General features: G+C 60.3%; 22 protein-coding genes. 17 read left to right on the top strand and 5 right to left on the bottom strand.

The genetic code is table 11. The annotated features are described in order from the left end of the window. Positions 1 to 48: 48 nt before the first annotated feature. Positions 49 to 1713, bottom strand: a complete 1665-nt coding sequence (locus tag AC07SI_RS25955) for an electron transfer flavoprotein-ubiquinone oxidoreductase (protein ID WP_065909350.1) — start codon at positions 1711 to 1713, stop codon at positions 49 to 51. Positions 1714 to 2235: 522 nt separating this feature from the next. Between AC07SI_RS25955 and AC07SI_RS25950 the strand changes: the two genes are divergently transcribed. The 14 genes from AC07SI_RS25950 to AC07SI_RS25885 all read left to right on the top strand — a co-directional run bounded on the left by AC07SI_RS25950 (position 2236) and on the right by AC07SI_RS25885 (position 13902). After that, positions 2236 to 2985, top strand: a complete 750-nt coding sequence (locus AC07SI_RS25950; RefSeq protein WP_016973648.1) for an electron transfer flavoprotein subunit beta/FixA family protein — start codon at positions 2236 to 2238, stop codon at positions 2983 to 2985. A gap of 2 nt (positions 2986 to 2987) precedes the next feature. Next, entirely contained in the window at positions 2988 to 3917 is a 930-nt protein-coding gene (locus AC07SI_RS25945; RefSeq protein ID WP_065909352.1) for an electron transfer flavoprotein subunit alpha/FixB family protein, read from the top strand. 117 nt (positions 3918 to 4034) lie between these two features. After that, on the top strand, positions 4035 to 4853 hold the full coding sequence (locus tag AC07SI_RS25940; protein WP_495006773.1) for a substrate-binding periplasmic protein: 819 nt from the start codon (positions 4035 to 4037) through the stop codon (positions 4851 to 4853). 9 nt (positions 4854 to 4862) lie between these two features. Beyond that, positions 4863 to 5225 carry a DUF4398 domain-containing protein gene (locus AC07SI_RS25935; RefSeq protein WP_065909356.1) on the top strand — a complete coding sequence of 121 codons (363 nt, stop codon included), beginning with the start codon at positions 4863 to 4865 and terminating at the stop codon, positions 5223 to 5225. Further along, the gene (locus tag AC07SI_RS25930) at positions 5222 to 6037 is read left to right on the top strand and encodes an OmpA family protein (RefSeq protein WP_065909360.1); all 816 of its coding nucleotides are present in this window, start codon (positions 5222 to 5224) and stop codon (positions 6035 to 6037) included. Before AC07SI_RS25935 ends, AC07SI_RS25930 begins: the two co-directional genes overlap by 4 nt. Positions 6038 to 6310: 273 nt before the next feature. Beyond that, positions 6311 to 7750: an aminotransferase-like domain-containing protein gene (locus AC07SI_RS25925; RefSeq protein WP_017527404.1), complete on the top strand. Its 1440-nt coding sequence runs from the start codon at positions 6311 to 6313 to the stop codon at positions 7748 to 7750. Positions 7751 to 7854: 104 nt separating this feature from the next. Next, positions 7855 to 8346, top strand: coding sequence for a translation initiation factor 2 (locus AC07SI_RS25920; RefSeq protein WP_495006772.1), 492 nt, complete (start codon positions 7855 to 7857; stop codon positions 8344 to 8346). A 162-nt stretch (positions 8347 to 8508) separates the two neighbouring features. After that, positions 8509 to 8763 carry a YkgJ family cysteine cluster protein gene (locus AC07SI_RS25915; protein WP_065909363.1) on the top strand — a complete coding sequence of 85 codons (255 nt, stop codon included), beginning with the start codon at positions 8509 to 8511 and terminating at the stop codon, positions 8761 to 8763. 41 nt (positions 8764 to 8804) lie between these two features. After that, complete coding sequence (locus AC07SI_RS25910; RefSeq protein ID WP_065909364.1) at positions 8805 to 9410, top strand: START domain-containing protein; 606 nt, start codon at positions 8805 to 8807, stop codon at positions 9408 to 9410. A 103-nt stretch (positions 9411 to 9513) separates the two neighbouring features. Further along, the gene (locus AC07SI_RS25905; protein WP_065909365.1) at positions 9514 to 9750 is read left to right on the top strand and encodes a hypothetical protein; all 237 of its coding nucleotides are present in this window, start codon (positions 9514 to 9516) and stop codon (positions 9748 to 9750) included. Positions 9751 to 9963: 213 nt separating this feature from the next. Beyond that, a complete protein-coding gene (locus AC07SI_RS25900) occupies positions 9964 to 10305 on the top strand; it encodes a ribonuclease E inhibitor RraB (RefSeq protein WP_015885395.1) in 342 nt (113 codons plus the stop codon). Positions 10306 to 10738: 433 nt separating this feature from the next. After that, positions 10739 to 12148, top strand: coding sequence for a circularly permuted type 2 ATP-grasp protein (locus AC07SI_RS25895; protein ID WP_120449513.1), 1410 nt, complete (start codon positions 10739 to 10741; stop codon positions 12146 to 12148). A gap of 3 nt (positions 12149 to 12151) precedes the next feature. Continuing rightward, positions 12152 to 13102 carry an alpha-E domain-containing protein gene (locus AC07SI_RS25890; RefSeq protein ID WP_282397955.1) on the top strand — a complete coding sequence of 317 codons (951 nt, stop codon included), beginning with the start codon at positions 12152 to 12154 and terminating at the stop codon, positions 13100 to 13102. Beyond that, entirely contained in the window at positions 13099 to 13902 is an 804-nt protein-coding gene (locus AC07SI_RS25885) for a transglutaminase family protein (protein ID WP_495006771.1), read from the top strand. The genes AC07SI_RS25890 and AC07SI_RS25885 overlap by 4 nt, the downstream gene beginning before the upstream one ends. A 318-nt stretch (positions 13903 to 14220) precedes the next feature. Here AC07SI_RS25885 and AC07SI_RS25880 read toward each other — a convergent pair whose 3' ends face one another. Continuing rightward, positions 14221 to 15027: a c-type cytochrome gene (locus tag AC07SI_RS25880; protein WP_065909373.1), complete on the bottom strand. Its 807-nt coding sequence runs from the start codon at positions 15025 to 15027 to the stop codon at positions 14221 to 14223. Between the two features lie 649 nt (positions 15028 to 15676). Between AC07SI_RS25880 and AC07SI_RS25875 the strand changes: the two genes are divergently transcribed. The 3 genes from AC07SI_RS25875 to AC07SI_RS25865 all read left to right on the top strand — a co-directional run bounded on the left by AC07SI_RS25875 (position 15677) and on the right by AC07SI_RS25865 (position 19863). Then, on the top strand, positions 15677 to 16882 hold the full coding sequence (locus tag AC07SI_RS25875; protein ID WP_495006770.1) for an acetyl-CoA C-acetyltransferase: 1206 nt from the start codon (positions 15677 to 15679) through the stop codon (positions 16880 to 16882). Positions 16883 to 16898: 16 nt separating this feature from the next. Then, positions 16899 to 19043 carry a 3-hydroxyacyl-CoA dehydrogenase NAD-binding domain-containing protein gene (locus tag AC07SI_RS25870; RefSeq protein WP_495006769.1) on the top strand — a complete coding sequence of 715 codons (2145 nt, stop codon included), beginning with the start codon at positions 16899 to 16901 and terminating at the stop codon, positions 19041 to 19043. 94 nt (positions 19044 to 19137) lie between these two features. Then, positions 19138 to 19863 carry an amidotransferase gene (locus AC07SI_RS25865; RefSeq protein WP_065909379.1) on the top strand — a complete coding sequence of 242 codons (726 nt, stop codon included), beginning with the start codon at positions 19138 to 19140 and terminating at the stop codon, positions 19861 to 19863. Here the strand turns inward: AC07SI_RS25865 and AC07SI_RS25860 are convergent. The 3 genes from AC07SI_RS25860 to AC07SI_RS25850 all read right to left on the bottom strand — a co-directional run bounded on the left by AC07SI_RS25860 (position 19860) and on the right by AC07SI_RS25850 (position 22612). Then, a complete protein-coding gene (locus AC07SI_RS25860; protein WP_065909380.1) occupies positions 19860 to 20831 on the bottom strand; it encodes a magnesium and cobalt transport protein CorA in 972 nt (323 codons plus the stop codon). The two genes, AC07SI_RS25865 and AC07SI_RS25860, sit on opposite strands and share 4 nt — an antisense overlap. 126 nt (positions 20832 to 20957) lie before the next feature. Continuing rightward, positions 20958 to 21698 carry a lysophospholipid acyltransferase family protein gene (locus AC07SI_RS25855; protein WP_495006768.1) on the bottom strand — a complete coding sequence of 247 codons (741 nt, stop codon included), beginning with the start codon at positions 21696 to 21698 and terminating at the stop codon, positions 20958 to 20960. 221 nt (positions 21699 to 21919) lie between these two features. Next, a complete protein-coding gene (locus AC07SI_RS25850; RefSeq protein WP_201145717.1) occupies positions 21920 to 22612 on the bottom strand; it encodes a crotonase/enoyl-CoA hydratase family protein in 693 nt (230 codons plus the stop codon). Positions 22613 to 22930: the final 318 nt, after the last annotated feature.

Genomic DNA, 22930 nt, shown 5'->3' with positions numbered 1-22930 from the left:
CACAAAAAAAGGCTCCCGATTGGGAGCCTTTTTGTTCAAGCCACGGACTTACATGTTCGGGTAAGTCGGCCCGCCTGCGCCTTCCGGCGTGACCCAGGTGATGTTCTGCGAAGGGTCCTTGATGTCACAGGTCTTGCAGTGCACGCAGTTCTGGGCGTTGATCTGGAAGCGTTTTTCGCCGTCTTCCTTGGTCACTACTTCATACACGCCGGCCGGGCAGTAACGCTGTGCCGGTTCATCGTAGAGCGGCAGGTTGGTGCCGATCGGGATGCTCGCGTCTTTGAGCTTCAAGTGGCACGGCTGTTCTTCTTCGTGGTTGGTCCCGGAGATGAACACCGAGCTCAACTTGTCGAAGCTCAGCTTGCCGTCGGGTTTCGGGTAGTCGATCTTCTTGCTGTCCTTCGCGAGCTTGAGGCAGGCGTAGTCCGGCTTGGTGTCGTGCAGGGTGAACGGCATCTTGCCGCCGAGGATGTTCTGGTCGAACCAGTTGAAGCCGGCGCCGATGATCGGACCGAACTTGTGCATCGCCGGGCCGAAATTGCGGCTGGCGAACAGCTCTTCGTAGAGCCAGCTGGACTTGAAGCTGTCGACGTAGGCGGTCAGTTCATCACCGCCTTCGGACTCTGCAAACAGGCGGTCGGCCACGGCGTCGGCGGCAAGCATGCCGGACTTCATCGCCGTGTGGCTGCCTTTGATCTTGGCGAAGTTCAGGGTGCCGAGGTCGCAGCCGATCAGCGCGCCACCTTTGAAGACCATCTTCGGCAGCGAGTTCAGGCCGCCTTTGCAGATGGCGCGGGCGCCGTAGCTGATGCGCTTGCCGCCTTCCAGGTACTGCGCCAGCACCGGGTGATGCTTGAGGCGCTGGAACTCGTCGAACGGCGACAGGAAGGTGTTGCTGTAGGACAGGTCGACGATCAGGCCGACGACCACCTGGTTGTTTTCCAGGTGATAAAGGAACGAGCCACCGGTGTTCTCGGCGCTCATGATGTCCAGCGGCCAACCGGCGGTGTGCACCACCAGGCCTGGCTGATGCTTGGCCGGGTCGATTTCCCAGATTTCCTTCAGGCCGATGCCGTAGTGCTGGGCGTCGGCGTCGCTGTCCAGGTTGAAACGCTGGATCAGTTGCTTGCCGATGTGGCCACGGCAACCTTCGGCGAACAGCGTGTACTTGCCACGCAGTTCCATGCCGGGGGTGTACAGGCCTTCTTTCGGATTGCCTTCGCGGTCGACGCCGAGGTCACCGGTGATGATCCCGCGGACCACGCCGTTTTCGTCGAACAGTGCTTCCTGGGCGGCGAAGCCTGGGTAGATTTCCACGCCCAGGTTCTCGGCCTGCTGGGCCAGCCAGCGGCACAGGTTGCCCAGGGAGATGATGTAGTTGCCTTCGTTGTGCATGGTCTTGGGCACAAAGAAGTCAGGCACCTTGGTGGAGGCGTCGGGGCTGCGCAGTACATAGATGTCATCGCGCACCACCGGGGTGTTGAGCGGGGCGCCGAGGGCTTTCCAGTCCGGGAACAGTTCGTTCAGGGCGCGGGGTTCAAACACGGCACCGGAGAGGATGTGGGCGCCGACTTCGGAGCCTTTCTCGACCACGCAGACGCTGATTTCCTTACCGGCTTCGGCGGCCTTCTGCTTCAGTCGGCAGGCGGCAGACAGTCCCGCCGGGCCAGCGCCGACGATGACCACGTCGAATTCCATGTATTCGCGTTCCACAGGCTATCTCCTACTCAAGGCTCAACAGGCTTTTTTTCTAATGGGTGGAGGTTCGGTGTCGTATCCATCATCACTGTGCCAAATGGCAGGGGATGACCCACCTTTCTCTCTAGGTGGCGCATTATATCTACACCACTGTCAGCGTCCAATACAAACGTTTGTTTGAATTGCCCGCAGGCTAGGTAAATCAAAGAGGCGCGGCTTATGACTGGCTATTTTGCCGTATTGACCAGAATAGGTGTTCCGGTCAATATACGGTCGGTTTTGCGCTTACCGTAGGCAGACTGCAGGTTTCAAGAGCACGTCCAAAAGCAAGACAGGTGACGCGCGTCCAAGCAATGGCGCGCAGTTTACACGCTGCGATAAAGAATGACCTCTCAGTCACCACTGACGAACGGTCGTCACTTCCCGTGAGCAAGGTCACTCGCCGAGGTTTTTGGAGGTGCCCTTGTGTGCCGATGAGCATCAACCGCCAGGTTCGCCTAGGCGACTTTCTTTTCACCGGAGAGTAACGAGGAATCCATGAAGGTTCTTGTAGCTGTCAAACGCGTTGTCGATTACAACGTGAAAGTTCGCGTCAAGGCGGACAATTCCGGCGTCGACCTCGCTAACGTCAAGATGTCGATGAACCCTTTCTGCGAAATCGCCGTGGAAGAAGCCGTACGCCTGAAAGAGAAAGGCGTGGCGACTGAAATCGTCGTGGTTTCCATCGGCCCTACCACTGCTCAAGAGCAGTTGCGTACCGCACTGGCACTGGGCGCCGACCGCGCCATCCTGGTTGAATCCGCTGAAGAGCTGACCTCCCTGGCCGTGGCCAAGTTGCTCAAAGCCGTTGTCGACAAGGAACAGCCTCAGCTGGTGATCCTTGGCAAACAGGCCATCGACAGCGACAACAACCAGACTGGCCAGATGCTGGCTGCACTGACCGGTTACGGCCAGGGCACCTTCGCCTCCAAAGTCGAAGTGAGCGGCGACAGCGTGGCTGTGACCCGTGAAATCGACGGCGGCGCACAGACCGTTTCGTTGAAACTGCCGGCCATCGTCACCACCGACCTGCGTTTGAACGAGCCGCGCTACGCGTCCCTGCCAAACATCATGAAAGCCAAGAAGAAGCCGCTTGAGTCGGTGACTCCAGACGCTTTGGGCGTTTCCACCGCCTCCACCAACAAGACCGTCAAAGTCGAAGCGCCTGCTGCACGCAGCGCGGGTATCAAGGTCAAGTCGGTGGCTGAACTGGTCGAGAAACTGAAAAACGAAGCGAAGGTAATCTAAACATGACTATCTTGGTAATCGCTGAACACGACAACAAGGTGCTGGCCCCGGCTACCCTGAACACTGTGGCGGCCGCTGCGAAAATCGGTGGCGACATTCACGTATTGGTAGCAGGTCAAGGCGCTGGCGCCGTGGCTGACGCCGCTGCGAAAGTGGCTGGCGTGAGCAAAGTATTGCTGGCCGACAACGCCGCCTACGCGCACCAACTGCCGGAAAACGTTGCCCCGCTGGTCGCGGAACTGGGCGCTGGCTACAGCCACATCCTGGCTGCCGCTACGTCCAACGGCAAAAACATCCTGCCACGCGTTGCTGCGCAGCTGGATGTTGACCAGATCTCCGAGATCATCTCGGTAGAAAGCGCTGATACCTTCAAGCGCCCGATCTACGCCGGTAACGCCATTGCCACCGTGCAATCGACCGCTGCCATTAAAGTGATCACCGTACGTGCCACCGGTTTCGACCCGGTTGCTGCTGAAGGGGGTTCGGCTGCGGTTGAAGCTGTTGCTGCTGCCCACGACGCTGGCACTTCGAGCTTCGTTGGCGAAGAGCTGGCCAAGTCCGATCGTCCTGAGCTGACCGCTGCCAAGATCGTCGTTTCCGGCGGCCGTGGCATGCAGAACGGTGACAACTTCAAACACCTGTACGCCCTGGCCGACAAGCTGGGCGCTGCGGTCGGCGCTTCCCGCGCTGCCGTCGACGCAGGTTTCGTACCCAACGACATGCAGGTCGGCCAGACCGGCAAGATCGTTGCGCCACAGCTGTACATCGCGGTCGGTATCTCCGGCGCGATCCAGCACTTGGCCGGTATGAAAGACTCCAAAGTGATCGTCGCGATCAACAAGGATGAAGAAGCACCGATCTTCCAGGTGGCTGATTACGGCCTGGTAGCGGACTTGTTCGAAGCCGTTCCTGAGTTGGAGAAGCTGGTCTAATCCAGTCGCTTCACTTATAAAGAGCCCGGTCCTTGTGACCGGGTTTTTTTTTGCCTTTGTAGATACCGACTTGCCGGCGCCTACAAGGGATGCGTTTTGTGATGGGGAGAGTCTGTGATGGAATTGCGTCGTTGGGTGGTGCTGTTGCTGGGTGTGTCACTGCTTCCGAGCCTGACGCTGGCGGCGGGCAAATGTGAGCGCCTGGTGATCACCGGCAGCCCGGACGCACCGCCGTTGCTCTGGCGTGATCCCCAGGACCCCACGCACCTGATCGGCGCCACCGCCGATGTGTTGCAGCAAGTCGCCAAGGACCTCGGCTTGAAGGTCGACCTGCTCTACGGCGGCAAACGTTCCCTGGCCCTGGATGAAGTGCGCAGCGGGCGCATGGACATCCTCGCCGACGCACCGCTGAACCTGGGCGAGCTGGAGACCCTCGACTACATCCACCCGGCGCTGGTGCAGACCGACTATCTGGTGTGGACACGCAAGGACTCGGCACTGGTCTACAACACGGCCGCCGATTTGCAGGGCCACAAGGGCGCAGTGTCGGAGCGGGCACGCTTGAGCCGTGAGTTCGAAACCCTCGCCGATCAGCAACTCACCCTGCAACGTCTACCGAGCCTGACGCCGGCTTTCCAGAAACTGTTGCTGGGCGAGGTGGATTACGTGCTGGCCGGGCGTTACTCGGGCATGGCCATGGCCCAGACATTGGGCATGAGCAATGACCTGGTCGCTCGCGAAACGCCGATCGATCAGCCCGGCCTGTACCTGGCGATTTCCCACAACTCGGCCTGCAATGATCCGTGGTTGCGCGGACAGCTCGCCAAAAAGATGACAGAATTGCCCGGGTCTGGTGTGGCGGAAGCCGCGCTGCAGCGCAATCTCGAGCGTTGGAAAGCGCAATTGCAACAACCCGTCGGCACCCCAACAAAGTAGGGATTTTCAGTGACTCTTCGACCTCTTTTCGCGGCCCTCGCCGTTGTCGCTCTGGCGGGATGTGCAGCCGATCCTGCGCCGAATGAACAAATACGCCTCACCCAACAAGCCTTGGAACAAGCCAGCGCCGTGGGCGCCAGTACTGATGACTCGCCCGAATTGAAACTGGCCGAAGACAAGTTCGCCCAGGCCAAGGCCGACATGGCCGATGAATCCTACAAAGATGCGCGCATGCAGGCCGAACAGGCCGAGCTGGACGCGCGCCTGGCTGAAGCCCGGATATTGACCCGCAAGAGCCAGGAACAACTCAACGTGCTCAACACCCGCATCACGCGTCTGCGCAAGCAATTGCAGTTGGGAGAAGCCCAATGAGCCCGATGATCCGTGCCGTGAGCTGTGTGTTGCTGCTGGGCAGCGCCGTGTTGGGCGGTTGTGCCAGCCATCCCAATGGCGAGCAGGCGCTGCAACAGGCCGGCAACGACTTCCAGAAGGTAAAGGAAGACGCCAATGTGCTGCGCTTCGCCCCCAAGGACGTGATCCGCGCCGGTGAGTCCCTCGCGCGTGCCGACCGCTTGTCCAGCTACTGGGGCAGCGGTGCTGACGTGGTGCATTACGCCTACCTGAGCCAGCGCTACAGTGCCATCGCTCGCGAGCACACTGAGCAGGCGCTCAACCAGGAGCGTGGCGCCAAGCTTGAATTGGAGCGCCAGCGCCTGCAGTTGGCCCTGCGTGAAAACAAGCTGATCAGCGTGCAGCAGCAGGGCAAATGGCTCGAAGAGCAGATCGCCAGCCTGGCCACCACCCAGACCGATCGCGGCCTGGTGATGACCCTGGGCGACGTGCTCTTCGATACCGGTGACGCCGAGCTGAAAAACTCGGCCAACCGCACAGTGCTGAAAATCGTGCAGTTCCTGCAACTGAACCCCAAGCGCGTGGTGCGCATCGAGGGCTACGCCGACAACACCGGCGGCGAGCAGGAAAACCTCAAGCTGTCGCGTGACCGTGCGCAATCGGTGGCCGATGTACTGGTCGACCTCGGCATCGATGAAAAACGTATCCAGGTCGAAGGCTACGGCGACCAGTATCCGGTCGAGGCCAACGCCTCCGAGCGCGGCCGCGCGCAGAACCGTCGAGTGGAAATTGTATTCTCCGACGAGAAGGGCCAACTGGGCGCCGCCCGATAAGGCGCCAGCGCTGATCAAAATGTGGGAGCGGGCTTGCTCGCGAAGGCGGCGTATCAGTCACCCTTTAAGTGGCTGATGCACCGCTTTTGCGAGCAAGCCCGCTCCCACATTTCGTTTCAGTGCAGAGCTGAAATTCTATTCCCCCACCCCTACAGTTTTTACTGTCACTCCCGCCCGCGCTCGACTATTGTGGCAACTGTCCCCGTACACTTCTAAACTGTGCCGGTATGTTTCACACAAAAATAAAATACCCGTGAAATCGAGTGCTGCGTCATGACCAATCTGTTGCTTTACCAACGTATCGCCCAGCAACTGGCTGAGGACATCCGGCGCGGTGTCTATCAACCGGGTGAGCGCGTGCCTTCGGTGCGCAAGATGAGCTCCCAGCTCAACGTCAGCCATGCCACGGTGTTGCAGGCCTACGCCAACCTGGAAGACCAGGGGCTGATCCGGGCGCGGCCGCAATCGGGCTACTACGTGCACCAGACGCCGGCGCTGACGGCGCCGACGCCGGACATTGCCCGTGTCGAGCGTCCCGGGTTGGTCACCCGCAGCAGCATTATCCAGCAGGTATTGGGCGAGTCGCGCCGTGAAGGCGTGTTTCCGCTGGGCGCCGCCGTGCCGAGTGTCGACTACTTGCCGGTCCGCGCGCTGCACCAGCAGCTGGCCAAGGTCACCCGCTTCCAGAGCCCGCGTGCGTTCAGCTACATGTTCAGCCCGGGTTTCGAGCCGTTGCGCCGCCAAGTGGCGATTCGCATGCGCGACGCCGGTGTGGTGGTGGACCCTTCCGAGGTGGTGATCACCCACGGTTGCGTGGATGCGTTGCAGATGTCGCTGCGCGTGCTCACACGCCCAGGCGACCTGATTGCCGCCGAATCACCGACCTACTATGGCTTGCTGCAACTGGCCGACCTGCTCGGCCTCAAGGTCATCGAGATCCCCAGTGACCCGTCCACCGGCATGAGCCTGGAAGCCCTGCAATTGGCGGCCAACCAATGGTCGATCAAAGCCCTGGTGTTGACCACGCGCCTGAGCAATCCCCTGGGCGGCACCATGCCCGAGGAGCGACAGAAACAATTGCTGCGACTGGCCTCGGACTTCGATATCCAGATTGTCGAGGATGATATCTACGGCGAGTTGATGTTCGAACTCGGTCGCACCAAGGCCCTCAAGGCCTATGACCGCCTCGACCGGGTCATCTACTGCTCGAGCTTTTCCAAGACATTGTCGCCAGGGGTGCGCATTGGTTGGATGATCGCCGGCAAATACCAGCAGGAAATCCAGCGCCTGCAGATGTTCAGTACCCATTCCGCCTGCAGCGTGACCCAGATGGGGGTGGCGGCGTACCTCGAGAACGGTGGCTACGACCGCCACCTGCGCTACATCCGCCAGGAATACCGCAAGAACCTCAGCGCTTTCCAGCTGGCGGTGCAGCAGTATTTCCCGGAAGGCACCCAGATGACCCGCCCGACCGGCGGCTTCATCCTGTGGGTCAGTTTGCCCGGACGGGTCAATACCCAGGAACTGCACGTGCGTGCCCTGCAACAGGGCATCAGCATTGCGCCGGGGTTGATCTTCAGCAATACCGAGCAGTTCAACCACTGCATCCGCCTCAATTGCGGCACGCCGTGGAACCGCGAGGCAGAGAGGGCGCTGATGACGTTGGGGATGCTGGCCAGCCAGTTGTGCCAGGAGACGGCAGCCGGCTTTTGAGCGGCGTATTGGGGACAACTCCGATAGCTGGCTAATCACCGCGCTTGTCATGCCGCGCACAACAAGCGAGCATATGGCCCTCTGCCGTTAATGCTGTAGGCGATATGACCTCAATTGTTCGTGCTGCTTTGGTGATTGGCCTGTTAAGCCTGTGTAACGTCAGCCCCGTGCTGGCGGCCATGCCTGTGACTGACGCCCAGCCCGCCGCCAGCAACCAGCAGAAAACGCCTGCGAAAAAACCGGCACCGGCGCAAAAAGCCGCCGCGACCAAGAAAAAAGCCGCCACGGTGAAAAAGCGTGCACCGGTAGCGAGCAAGTCAAAATCGGCCCGCGAAGTCGCCCAAACCCAACTGGCACCGGCACAGTTGGACCTGACACTGCCTACGGACATGGTCCGGCACCTGCAGCCCCTGGGCACCATGCCCAAGCCCAAAAGCGTACCGCTGCTGCCGCCGATGTTTGGTGACAAGCCCACTGACAACAGTGCCTTCCAGATCAACGGGCGCCTGCTCAGCAATGAAATGAAACTGCAACTGCGCAACGAAGAGCGCCGCGATGTTGAAGGCGCGGCCTTGGAGTTCGAGTTCAAGCAATAAACTTTTCGCCCTAACGTGACGTCACCCCTCGACCATCTGTCGCAGACTGGTCAGTCACTTTTGTTTTCTGCGAAAAACCCCTGTTAGACCATTTTAAAACGGCTGTTTAAGGGCGTACTCTAGCCCGGCCATCCACATTGAGTCGTCGAGGACCTTTTGGTCATGAAATGCCGTGAAGGCTGTGGCGCGTGCTGCATCGCCCCCTCCATCAGTTCGCCATTACCGGGCATGCCACACGGCAAACCGGCCGGCGAACGCTGCCTGCACCTGTCGGTCGAACAGCTATGCCAGCTGTTCGGCCGGCCGGAACGCCCGGCGGTGTGCAGTGATTTCAAGGCCGATATCGAGGTCTGCGGCACCGACCAGGCCGATGCAATCCGGTTGATCGGCTGGTGGGAGCAGATGACGGCGGCTTGATGGGCTTTACTATCGGAACTTCAACAATAAGGAATACAACAATGGGTTCGCTGAAACGAATGGCTGTGTTGTGCGGTTTTACGCTGGTGTTTGCTGCCACTGCCCAGGCTGAGGATTGGCAAGTCGCCAAGGACGAAGACGGTATCAAAGTGTCCCTGAGCGAAATTGCCGGCTCCAAGTACAAGGCCTATCGCGGTGTGACCGTGATCAAGGCGCCCGTGGCCAAAATCGTCGCCCTGCAGGAAGACGTGGCCGGTGCCTGTGCCTGGATCCACGAGTGCAAGTCCCAGAAGCTGGTAGACAAGAAAGGCGACGAGAGCTGGACCTACACCCAATTCAAGGCCCCGTTCCCCGTGACGGACCGCGATTCCTACCTGCATATCACCACGACCAAGGCGGCCGACGGCACGCTGACCCGTAAGCTCGAGGGCGTCCCGACCTACAAGCCTGAAGAAAAAGGCTACGTACGGGTTGCCCAGGTCGATGGCTTCTGGAAACTCGTGCCAAAAGGCGACAACCAGACCGAAGTCACTTACCAGGTGCACACCGAGCCAGGTGGCAGCGTGCCGTCGTGGTTGGCCAACAAGTTTGTGGTGGACGCGCCGTTCAACACCTTGAAAGCCTTGAAAGAACACGCTGAAAAATAAGCGCAGTTGATCCGGTGCCTCCTGACTTGAGTGGAACGTTTGGCGAACCCTCAAGGTCCAGATAGTGGTAAGCCCACACACGGGTTTTATCGAGGAGGCACCGATGCAAAAGTGGCAGATTACCTTCGTTGATGATCACGGCGTTCAATCCGTCGAGCAGTTCACCTGCGATCAGAAGCCCAGCCTCGAAGATGCGGCACACATGATTCGCAACAAACTGGTGCCCATCGCCGCTGAACTGGACCTCAATGACCTGGAGGGCCGCAAGCCTGAGCCTACGGTCAAGATCCTCAAAGACCAGAACAGTATCCAGATCCTCGACATCTCTCCCGCCGCCTGAATATTCCCTGTACACACTTAAAGCGCCTCTGGTGGAGGTGATAGCTTCGCGCTACTCTGCAAGTGAGATCAGCGAACGAATCGCTAAGGTCTGGTCTTGTCAGCTACATGCTTGTTTTCCAGCGGTGATGTTTTTGCCGTAGCTCCCACGCCAGTACGGCGTGGGCTTCGGGAAGCACGGAAAGTCTATCCATCAATTCGAGGAGCACTTTTCATGAGCACAGCCTATCAAGAAGACATCAGCACCAACGTTCTGCGCCGCATGAAAGAAGGCGGCTTCGACTTCTCGCGTTTCCACCCCATTGAGTTCTACGCCATATTCCCGGATGAGGAACGGGCGCGCAGGGCTGCGGGTGAATTTCGTGGGGAATCCCTGAATGCCCAGGTCAGCGCGCGCGACGATGGCGCCTGGTACCTGGAACTGAGCAAAATCATGTTTGCAACCTACGACGGCATAGGAGACTTCGAGCAGGACTTCGAGGCGGTGGTCGAGCCTCTGGGCGGCATCATCGAGGGATGGGGCGTCAAGCAGGAGGTGCGTGGGTTACCCATGTAGCAGTATGAGAAACACAGCGTATCGGCTGACCTTCGGGTCGGCCGATTTTGTTTGTGGCCAGCCCTAATCGCTGTCCGGTTCGGCAACCTCACTATCACCCCACCTACACAGCATTTCTCCAGCCAAAAAAAAGCCACCCGAGCAGGGTGGCCTAAAGGGAAGAGCGTTGCGCTGAAGCGGTAGGACGCACCCTGTTCAGCAGATGGTTGCGATTATCCGCAAGCGCGAACGGGCAGTGAAATCAACTCTGACTATGCTGTTGATAGCCAAAGCGCGCATTGCGATGAAGCGTGCGCCTGTGCGCGGGGCATTCTGCGCACCAGGACGGTGCGAGCAGATCCCTTTGGTTATTCAACGCACTGATTTTTAAGTGTTTATGCCGCTGGCACGGGCCTTGCGAAGGTTCAAGCGTCCGGGTGACAAGGAGTTCGGCATGATCCGCACTTATTACGACGAAATGTACGACGGGGCAGGGCAGGTTCGCCCCCATTACCGCGAGTTCGCCCGCTGGTTGGCTGATACCCCTGTTGAACTGCTGGCCCAACGCCGGCGCGAAGCCGATTTGCTGTTTCACCGCGCCGGGATCACCTTCACCCTGTACGGCGACGAGCAGGGCACCGAGCGCCTGATTCCCTTCGACACCATCCCGCGCAGTATTCCCGCCAGCGAATGGCGGATGGTCGAGCGCGGCTGTATCCAGCGGGTCAAGGCGCTGAACATGTTTCTCGCCGACCTGTACCACGAGCAACGCATCATCAAGGCCGGCATCATCCCCGCCGAGCAGGTGCTGGCCAACGAGCAATACCAACTGGCGATGCAGGGGCTGAACCTGCACCGCGACCTGTATTCCCACATCTCCGGGGTCGACCTCGTACGCGATGGCGACGGCACTTACTACGTTCTCGAAGACAACTTGCGTACACCGAGCGGCGTCAGCTACATGCTCGAAGACCGCAAGATGATGATGCGCCTGTTCCCCGAACTGTTCGCCGCCCAGCGCATCGCACCCATCGATCATTACCCCAACCTGCTGCTCGATACCCTGAAAAGCTCCAGCCCCCTGGATAACCCCAGTGTGGTGGTGCTGACCCCGGGCCGCTTCAACAGCGCGTTCTTTGAACACGCTTTCCTGGCCCGCGAAATGGGGGTGGAGCTGGTGGAGGGCGCCGACCTGTTCGTGCGTGATGACCGTGTGTTCATGCGCACCACCGACGGCCCCAAGGCCGTCGATGTGATCTATCGCCGCCTCGACGATGCGTTCCTCGACCCGCTGGCGTTCAACCCGGACTCCATGCTCGGCGTGCCCGGCCTGCTCGCCGCGTATCGCTTGGGCAATGTGGTGCTGGCCAACGCGATTGGCACCGGAGTGGCGGATGACAAGTCGGTGTATCCCTTCGTCCCCGAGATGATCCGTTTTTACCTGGATGAGGAACCCATCCTGCAGAACGTGCCTACCTTCCAATGCCGTAAGCCCGACGAATTATCCCACGTGCTGGCCAACCTGCCGGACCTGGTCGTCAAGGAAACCCAAGGTTCCGGCGGCTACGGCATGTTGGTCGGCCCGGCTTCGACGGCGGCTGAAATCGAAGCCTTTCGCGCACGCATCAAGGCCAAGCCCCACGCCTATATCGCCCAGCCGACCCTGTGTTTGTCCACCTGCCCGACCTTCGTCGACAACGGCATCGCCCCGCGTCATATCGACCTGCGCCCATTCGTGCTGTCCGGCAAGGAAACCCGCGTGGTGCCTGGCGGGCTGACCCGCGTGGCGTTGCGCGAAGGGTCGTTGGTGGTCAACTCGTCCCAGGGTGGCGGCACCAAAGACACCTGGGTGGTCGAGGATTGAATTATGTTGAGTAGAACTGCCTCGGATTTGTACTGGATGTCGCGCTACCTGGAGCGTGCGGAAAACCTCGCGCGCATGCTCGATGTCAGCTATTCGCTGTCGTTGATGCCCCAGGATGGGCGCGGCGATGGCCTGCACGAATTGGCCATGCCGCTGTTGATCACCGGCACGCTGGAAGATTACCGCGAGCGTCACGGCGAACTGCACGCCGAACACCTGCTGCATTTCTTCGCCCTCGACGCGGCCAACCCGGCGAGCATCTACAGTTGCCTGGGCTCTGCGCGGGCCAGCGCCCATGCCGTGCGTGGGCGAATTACTGCGGACATGTGGGAAAACATCAACGCGACCTGGCTGGATATTCGCGATATCGCCCAGCAGGGCTTGAGCCGCTACGGCATGAGCCGGTTCTGCGAATGGGTCAAGGAGCGCTCCCACCTGTTTCGCGGGGCGACCTACGGCACCATCATGCGTAACGATGCCTTCCGGTTTATTCGCCTGGGGACGTTTATCGAGCGTGCCGACAACACCCTGCGCCTGCTCGATGCACGTTATGAAATGGCCGGCGACCGCGCCGAAGCTGTCACCGACGGCACGGCCCACGCCTACTATCAGTGGAGTGCCTTGCTGCGCGCGTTGTCGTCGTTCGAGGCCTACACCGAGATTTACCGCGACGCCCCCGGCGCGCGGCAAGTCGCGGAACTGCTGCTGTTGCGTGCCGATGTCCCGCGTTCGCTGCGCGCCTGCAGCGAAGAGATCGACCAGATCCTCGCCAGCCTGCCCGGTCTCAACGGCCGCCCGGCCCAGCGCCTGGCCGCCGAAATGGACGCGCGCCTGCGCTTTACCGCTATCGATGAGATTCTCGAGGAAGGCCTGCACGCCTGGCTGACCGACTTTATTCCCCTGGTCCGCCAACTCGGCGACGCCATCTACAGTTCCTACCTGGAGGCCGCATGAGACTCTCCATCAGCCACGAAACCACCTACCGCTATGAAGACCAGGTGCGCAACAGCATCCAGTACCTGCGCCTCACGCCCCACGACAGCGAGCGCCAGCATGTGCTCAGCTGGCAGTTGGACCTGCCACGTCCAGTGCGTGCGCAGGTGGACCCGTTCGGCAACATCCTGCATGTGCTGACCCTGGACGAACCCCACGACGCCATCATCATCGGCGCCCGTGGCCAGGTGGATATCGACGAACTGCGCGAGGCCGAACATGAGAGCCAGTCGGCCTTCCCATTCCTGCGTTGCACACGTCTGACCGAGCCCGACGAGGCCTTGCGCGGTTTTGCGCAACAGCATTGCCATCAGCGCCGCGATCGTACGGCGCTGATCGACCTGATGCACGCCCTGCACCAGGCGATGGTCTACACGCCGGGCTCCACCGAAGTCGACACCTGCGCCGCCCAGGCCTTTGCAGGGCATGCGGGTGTGTGCCAGGACCACACCCACGCGTTCCTGGCCTGCGCGCGCAGCCTGGGGATTCCTGCGCGTTATGTGTCGGGATATTTGTACACCGAAGACACCGCGCACCTGGCCAGCCACGCCTGGGCCGAAGCCTGGCTGGATGACGCCTGGTACAGCTTTGATGTGACCAACCAACTGACCCGGCCGGAGCGGCACTTAAAACTCGCGGTGGGCCTGGACTACCTCGACGCCTGCCCGGTGCGCGGCATGCGCCGTGGCGGCGGGCATGAGCAGATGCATGCCAAGGTGTTCGTTGCGCCGACGCCGGTGATTTCCGTCCAGCAGCAGTAAACGACTGCTCGAAGCTCTGCTGCTGATGTTTGTGGTGAGCGGGCTTGTTGTGGCAGGCGGGCTTGTTGTGGTGAGTGGGCTTGTTGTCGTGAGCGGCTTGTTGTGGTGAGCGGGCTTGCCCCGCGTTGGGCTGCGCAGCAGCCCTAAAACCCTGCACTGAGGAGTGCCTGACACCGTGCATTCTGCTTTATCGGGGCTGCTGCGCAGCCCAACGCGGGGCAAGCCCGCTCGCCACAACAAGCTAGGTTGACACAACAATTTCAGTTACCACAGCCAACTCAGTTGCCAGAACAAGCCCACCTACCCATCACCCAGCATTCACGGCTGCTGCTTACGCCCCGCCATATGCTTCAAATAACCCACCAATAAATCCAACTCGCTGTCTGGCAACACGCTGGCGGCGAATGCTGGCATCTTTGCCTGTGGCCAATGCCGCAGGCTCTGTGGGTCGCGGATATAACGCTTGAGGAAGTCGGCGCCGAAATACTCGGTGGGGTTGTAGGGAATATTCAGGTCCGGCCCCACCTGCGCATCGCCGGCGCCATTGAGGCGATGGCAGGCCAGGCAGTTTTTCTGGAACAACGCGAAGCCCTGATTGACCGGGTCATTCGCGGCCAGCGCCGGGTCGGGCAGCAGCGCGGGGAAGCGCTCGGCCACCGTCTTCAACTGTTTGATTGTGGAGATCTGGAACGGCCATTGCTCAGGGCTGATATGCCCGGCTTGCGGATCGGTCCACACCAGGTAGAACGGCCCCGCACTCGGCTTGCCGTCGGCCAGCGCGGGCCAGGGGTGAGCCGGGTCTTCCACGGCCAGCCAGGCGCGGGCGCCGCGAGTTTGCAGCAACGGCGCCGCCGCCAGTTCGGCGGCAAACCCATCCAGGGCAACGGCTTGCAGATGAGCTTCAGGCGTGAGACCCGGTAGGAGCACGGCCAGCGGTACCGCGCGATAAGTCATATTGCGCTTGTAGGACACGTCGTCGACGATCTGCACGGTCTGCGCGTCCGGATGCTTGAGCAGGTCGGCGGTCTGCCAGGTCTTGCGCGTGTGGTCGAGTTCGATGCTCAACGAGGCTGCCGTGGCAGGTACGGCAATGAACAAGGCGAGAAGGGCGAGAATCAATTTCAACGGATAAGCCCGATGCGAGGGGACGATGGGGCTCACGATATCGCAAATTCGCACGCAAAACGGCAGCGCCTGCAACAGGACCGCTATACGCAATGTCCCGGCAGGTGCTGCCAAAAACTGCAGTCCTGGTGCTGTGTGTGCACGGAATGTGGGGAGTGAGTGGTCACCCAATGACCTTGGTCAGGTTGGGCAGGATCAGAATCAGTGTGGTGGCGAAAAGAATAAGTCCCGCCTGACGTACTTTCGAATGTTTGAACATGGCTGACTGCCTTTTGTTGTTATTCCTGAGCGTCAAATGCGTGCCGGTAAAATCTACTATGCCGTTATGACGTGTCGCTTTTCTTACAGTTGCTCCAGCAAAACCCGGCAGCAACTTCCTACTGATTGAACCTTAGAGCCCTCGTTCTGCGTGGCTTAGATCCATTTAATATCAGCTAATCAGGATTTCAGCTTAAAACGCTATGAGGCCTATCGCCATCTTGGCGCCAATGCCTTGGCTAGACAGCTAAAACGATTAATCAAGCAATACGCGCGTAAGCCTACCGTTCGTCCGAGCGTGGTGGTCAAAAGCAATGAGCGCATCCGTCATTGAAACCGTGTCAATCGGGCCTAAGGTAGGGGCACACATGCACAGCGGTTCGAGGATGTCATGACCCAAGCTTTGATCTTTGATGCGATACGCACGCCCCGGGGCAAAGGCAAGGCCGATGGTGCCTTGTACAGTGTCAAACCGGTCGACCTGGTGGCCGGTCTGCTGACAGCGCTGGCGCAACGCAGCGACCTCGACACGCACCAGGTGGATGACATCGTGCTCGGCTGCGTCACGCCCGTGGGGGACCAGGGCGCGGACATCGCCAAGACCGCCGCGCTCGTCGCGGACTGGGCCGTCAGCGTCGCCGGCGTGCAGGTCAACCGCTTCTGCGCCTCGGGCCTGGAAGCGGTCAACCTCGGCGCGATGAAAGTGCGTTCCGGCTTTGAGGACCTGGTGGTGGTCGGCGGCGTCGAGTCCATGTCCCGCGTGCCCATGGGCAGTGATGGCGGCGCCTGGGTACTCGATCCGCACACCAATATGCACAGCCACTTCACGCCCCAGGGCATCGGCGCCGACCTGATTGCCACCCTCGAGGGCTTCACGCGCGAGGACGTCGATACCTTTGCCCTGCAGTCCCAGCAGAAAGCAGCCAGGGCGCGCGCCGACGGTTCCTTCAGCAAGTCGCTGATCGCAGTGCAGGACCAGAACGGCATTGTGCTGCTCGACCAGGATGAATTTATCCGCGGTGACTCCACCCTTGAAGGCCTCGGCAAGCTCAAGCCGAGCTTCGAAATGATGGGCCAGATGGGCTTCGACGCGACCGCGCTGCGGGTCTACAGCCATGTGGAGCGCATTCACCATGTGCACACGCCGGGCAATAGCTCCGGGATTGTCGACGGCGCTACGCTGATGTTGATCGGCTCCGAGGCCAAGGGGCGCGAGCTGGGCCTGCAGCCGCGGGCGCGAATCATCGCCACGGCGGTGACCAGCACCGATCCGACCATCATGCTCACCGGCCCGGCGCCGGCTACCCGCAAGGCCCTGGCCAAGGCGGGTTTGCGCGTTGAAGACATCGACCTGTTTGAAGTCAACGAAGCGTTTGCGTCTGTCGTGCTCAAGTTCATCAAGGACATGCGCATCGACCCCGCGCGGGTCAACGTCAACGGCGGCTCCATCGCCATGGGCCATCCGCTGGGCGCCACCGGTTGCGCGATCCTCGGCACCCTGCTCGACGAACTGGAGGCGCGCCAGCAACGTTACGGCCTGGCCACCCTGTGCGTGGGCGGTGGCATGGGCATCGCCACCATTATCGAACGCCTCTGAGCCGAAGGAATTTGTCATGACCGAAGCCATTCGTTACGAAAAAGGCCAGGACCAGATCGTGGTGCTGACCCTCGATATGCCCGGCCAGAGTGCCAACACCATGAACGGCGTGTATCGCGAGGCCATGGCGGCCACCGTCACGCGCCTGGAAGCGGAAAAGGAGCAGATTGCCGGCGTGATCATCACCTCGGCAAAGAAAACCTTTTTTGCCGGCGGCGACCTCAATGAACTGATCAAGGTCGACAAGGCCCACGCCAAGGATTTCTACGACGGCGTGCGGGTGCTGAAGGCGCAACTGCGACGCCTGGAAACCCTGGGCAAACCGCTGGTCGCCGCGATCAATGGCGCCGCGTTGGGCGGCGGCTGGGAGATTTGCCTGGCGTGCCACTACCGCGTCGCGCTGGATGACAAATCGGTGCAGCTCGGCTTGCCGGAGGTGACTCTCGGCCTGCTGCCGGGCGGCGGCGGGGTGGTGCGCATGGTGCGTATGCTCGGCCTGGAAAAAGCCCTGCCGTATCTGCTGGAAGGCAAGAAAGTCCGCCCACAACAGGCGTTGCAGGCTGGTTTGATCCAGGCGCTGGCGCTGAACCGCGATGAGCTGCTGGCTAAATCCCGCGCGTGGATTCTGGCTAATCCAGAGGCCAGGCAGCCGTGGGACACCAAGGGCTATCAGCTTCCAGGCGGCACGCCGTCGAACCCCAAGGTTGCGCAGATGCTGGCAATAGCGCCGTCGATTTTGCGCAGCAAGACCCAGGGCTGCTTCCCGGCTCCGGAGAAAATCCTCTGCGCCGCCGTCGAGGGCGCCCAGGTGGATTTCGACACCGCGCACCTGATCGAAACCCGCTATTTCACCGAGCTGGTCACCGGGCAGGTGGCGAAAAACATGATCGGCACCTTCTGGTTCCAGCTCAATGAGATCAACGCCGGTCGTTCCCGACCCGAGGGCTTTGCGCCTTATGTGACGCGCAAAGTCGGCGTGCTCGGCGCCGGGATGATGGGCGCAGGCATCGCCTATGTCAGTGCTTGCGCCGGCATTGAGGTGGTGCTCAAGGACATCAACCAGGCGGCGGCCGACAAGGGCAAGGCGCATTCGGCGGCGTTATTGGACAAGAAGGTCAGCCGTGGGCAACTGACCCCGGATCAGCGCGAAAGCACCCTCGCGCGCATTCATCCTACGCAGGATGACGCCGACCTGGCCGGTTGCGACCTGATTATCGAAGCCGTGTTCGAAGACCGCGAACTCAAGGCCAGGGTTTCTGCGGCTGCGCAACAGGTGGTCGGTGCCGAAGCGGTGATCGCCTCCAACACCTCGACCTTGCCCATCAGCGGCCTGGCCACGGCGGTGCCCGACCCAGGCAAGTTTGTCGGCCTGCATTTCTTCAGCCCGGTGGACAAGATGCCCCTGGTAGAAATCATCAAGGGCGCGCACACCTCGGACGAAACCCTCGCCCGGGGGTTCGATTTCGTACTGCAGATCAAGAAGACCCCGATTGTGGTCAACGACAGTCGCGGCTTTTTCACCTCGCGGGTGTTCGGCACTTTCACGAATGAAGGCATCGCCATGCTTGGCGAAGGGGTGGCCGCCGCCATGATCGAGACCGAGGCGCGCAAGGCGGGGATGCCGGTGGGACCGTTGGCGGTATCTGACGAAGTGTCTCTCAGCTTGATGAGCCATATCCGACAGCAGGCGGCCAAGGATCTGCAGGCGGAAGGTAAAAGCGTGCCGAGCCATCCGGCGACGGTGGTGATTGACCTGTTGGTGAACGAGTACAAGCGCGCGGGCAAAGCGGCGGGGGGCGGTTTTTACGAGTACCCGGCGGGCGGGCAGAAGTATCTCTGGCCGGAATTGAAAAGCCGCTTTGAACAGCCCGGGCAACGGATTTCGGCACAGGATGTACGCGACCGTTTGCTGTTTATCCAGGCTATCGAAACCGTGCGTTGCGTGGAGGAGGGCGTGTTGCTGTCCACCGCCGACGCCAACATCGGGTCGATTTTCGGCATCGGCTTTGCGGCCTGGAGCGGTGGCGCGTTGCAGTTTATCAACCAGTACGGCCTGAACGACTTTGTCGCCCGCGCCCGTTATCTGGCCGAGCAATATGGCGAGCGGTTCTCGCCGCCGGCGTTGTTGCTGGAGAAAGCGGCACAGAACGCGACGTTCTGACGGTTTTGGGTATGCGCGGGGCTTGCCTTGTCAGGGTATTTCAAGGCAGGCTCTGGGGTGTGCATTATTCCCATCACCGTGTCAGGTATTTTTTATGTCGCTACGCGTCTGTATCCTGGAAACCGATATCCTGCGTCCAGGCTTGATCGATCAATACCAAGGGTATGGGCAGATGTTCAAGCGCCTGTTCTCCAAGCAGCCGATTCCCGCCGAGTTCGTCGTGTACAACGTGGTGCAGGGCGAATACCCCGCGGACGATGAAGTGTTTGACGCCTATCTGGTGACCGGCAGCAAGGCCGACTCCTTCGGTACCGACCCGTGGATCCAGACCCTCAAGACGTACCTGCTCGAACGCTACGAGCGTGGCGACAAGTTGCTCGGCATTTGCTTCGGCCACCAACTGCTGGCGCTGCTGCTGGGCGGCAAGACCGAGCGTGCCGGCCAGGGCTGGGGCATGGGCATCCACGACTACAAACTCGATGCCAAGGCGCCGTGGATGAGCCCTGAAGTGGAAGAGCTGACGCTATTGATCAGCCACCAGGACCAGGTCACCACGTTGCCGGACAACGCCACGGTCATTGCCTCCAGCGATTTTTGCCCGTTCGCCGCGTACCACATCGGCGACCAGGTGCTGTGCTTCCAAGGCCACCCGGAGTTTATCCACGACTATTCCCGTGAACTGCTGGAGATTCTTCAGACGACCCTGGGCGAAAAGGTCTACACCAACGGTGTGTCCAGCCTGGAGCGTGACCACCACGGCGTGACCGTGGCGGAATGGATGATGCGCTTTGTGGCGCACAAGCCCGAGGCCCGGGTTTAAAGCCAGCCCGAGCGCTTGAAACTGGCCCACAGGCTGGTGCAGCCCACCGCGATAAACCCGAGCACGGCAAAATAGCCGTAGTGCCATTGCAGCTCGGGCATGTTCTGGAAGTTCATCCCGTAAATCCCCGCCACCGCGGTGGGAAACGCGAGAATCGCCGCCCACGCGGCGAACTTGCGCTGCACCACGCTCTGGCGCGACGCCTCCAGCAACACCCCGATTTCAATGGTCTGGCTGGCGATGTCGCGCAGGGTGGTGAGATCTTCCATCTGCCGCGTCACGTGGATTTGCACATCACGAAAATACGGGCGCATGTTCTTGTCGATAAACGGGAAGCTCAGCTTCTGCAGCTCCTGGCTGATCTCCACCATCGGCGCCACGTAGCGCTTGAGCCGCAGCACGTCGCGGCGCAGGCCGTGGAGGTTCTGGATATCGACTTCACTGAGGGAGTTGCACAGCACATTGCGCTCCAGCTCATCGATCTCGGCATGGATCGCCTCGCTCACGGGCTGGTAGTTTTCGGTGACGAAATCGAGCAGCGCATAGAGGACGAAATCTTCGCCATGCTCCAGCAACAGCGGCCGCGCCTCACAGCGCTGGCGCACATAGCCGTAGGACGCCGAGTGGCCGTTGCGTGCGGTAATGATGTAGCCGTTGCCGGCAAAAATATGTGTCTCGATAAACTCCAGCTTGCCGTTGTCGCGCACCGGTGAATAAGTGACGATAAACAGCGCATCGCCGAAGGTTTCCAGCTTGGGGCGGCTGTGTTTTTCCAGGGCGTCTTCGATGGCCAATTCATGCAGGTTGAACTGGCGTTGCAGGTTGGCCAGCTCCTGTGCGCTGGGTTCTTCCAGGCCGATCCACACAAAGTGGTCGGGTTTGGCGGCCCAGGCCGCGCCTTCGTCGAGAGTGATGTCAGTGACTTTCTTTCCGGCGCTGTAGACAGCGGCCGCAACAACTCTACCCATGATACTGATCACTTCTTATTGGGAGGACAGGTGTTGGGCAGCTTAGCCTGAATGGCGTTCCCTTGTGGCCGTTGGCGCAGCGTGCATTTTTATCCGCAGCATGGGGGGCGGGGTGGCCCCACAAAATCACAAAGGCGCGGGTGTCCAGGCGGTTTGCAGTTCGCGGTCCATCCCTGCAATGCATTCATCCATCTGCGCCTGGCAGGCCTGCATCAACTGCGGGATGTCGTCTGCAGTCAGGCCTGTCGTAGGAATCGGCGGCAGCGAGCGTATGAGCACATCACCGCTGTTCCAGCGATTGAGCTGCATGTGGGTCACGTAATTGCTCACGCACACCTGCACGATTGGTACACCGGCGGCAATCGCCATATGGAACGCGCCTTTCTTGAACGGCAACAGGCCTTTGCCCAGGTTGCGCGTGCCTTCCGGAAACACCCAGATCGACGTGTCCTCATGCTGCAAGGTGTGAGTAGTGGTAAGCATCGCGCGGCGCGCCTTGTGCGCGTTGCCGCGATCAATCAGCACATTGCCCGCCAGCCAGAACAGCTGGCCGAACAGCGGCACCCACTTGAGGCTTTTCTTGGCGATACACACCGTGCGGTGCGGCACCACGGTGCCGAACACAAACAGGTCATAGTTGGACTGGTGGTTGGCAATGATCACGCACGTACCGGGCTTGTTGCGCAGCGAGTCCACCTCGGTCTTCACATTCAGGCGCAGGATCCACATGGCTGGCAGCGCGTAGAGGCGAGCACATAAACGGCTGTTATCCGGGTTGAACGGCCGGCAGACACCGATCAGCATGCCCAGCACGCCGGCGACCATAAAGTGCAGGCCCATCAACAACATACGCAACAGAAAAAGCATCGAAACAGCCCATCGGGACAAAAGGTGGCGCAGTGTACGGTTGTGCACTGTATTCGGCAATTACCCCTGTAGAGGGTGGAGATAGGCGATGTTTAAGTACATGTTTCAACATCTGCTGACATCTGCTGACATCGGCAGGCTAGAGCGGCTGAGGATGATTCGAATTTATCTGTAAGAAAAAGCCCGACTCAAGGTCGGGCTTTTTTATGCGGCTGCAGGCTTTAGCTGAGGATATGGCCCTGGTCCTGGATGATCGCATCGTCCAGCGCTTCCAGCAGCGCTTTGCGCACCTTCAACTTGGTGTGCTTGTGGGCGTTCATATTCAGCTTCTTCAACTGACGGGCCGCTTCCAGCGCTGCAGCATGCAGCTCTTGCGGTGCGACCACCTTGTCGAGGAAACCTGCGCCCAAGGCGCCTTGCGGGTCGAACATCTCGGCGTTGATCACCGAACGATGAAACGCGGATTTGCGCAGCCGATCCCGCGCCAACTCGATCCCGGCGTGGTGCATGGTCATGCCGATTGCCACTTCATTCAGGCCAATGCTGAACGGCCCTTCCACACCAATCCGGTAATCCGCCGACAACAACAGGAACGCGCCCTTGGCGACGGCATGCCCAGGGCACGCCACAATCACCGGAAACGGGTGCGACAACAGGCGACGGGCCAACGTCGAGCCCGACGTCACCAGGCCGATCGCCTCTTTAGGGCCGGCCGTCATCACTTTCAAATCATAACCACCCGACAAAATCCCCGGCGTCCCGGTGATGATCACCACCGCGCGGTCCTTCTCGGCCTGGTCCAGCGCTGTATTAAACGCACTGACCACATCGGGAGAAATGGCATTCACCTTGCCGTTGCTCAAGGTCAGGGTCGCGATACCGTCTTCGAGGTGGTAAGCAATCAACTCACTCATGACACGGTTCCTTGTAGGACTTGTTATAGATAGGCTGTTTATAGAAGCGTATGCACAGACGTTACCCACCACGCCCGCCCCGGTAAAGCGCCGTGACTGACTACCCAGTCAGACTTTTCCGGCATGCCGGTCGCCCAATAGCCTAGGGCAGGGCGCAATCGCCATTCCAGACGCGTGCTGCCCATGCCCAAGAATGGCAGAATCACCACCCGTTACCGGGCACCTCCCGATATAGCGGTCTAAGCGCATGAAAATTCTGAAAAAAACCTTTGCCATCAGAAAGGCTTTCGACTACATTAGCGCGCCTCGACAGACTGA

This window comes from Pseudomonas sp. GW821-FHT05D12 (assembly GCF_059419825.1).
Note: the sequence above shows the minus strand (reverse complement) of the source record. Positions and strands in the feature narration are given on the sequence as shown.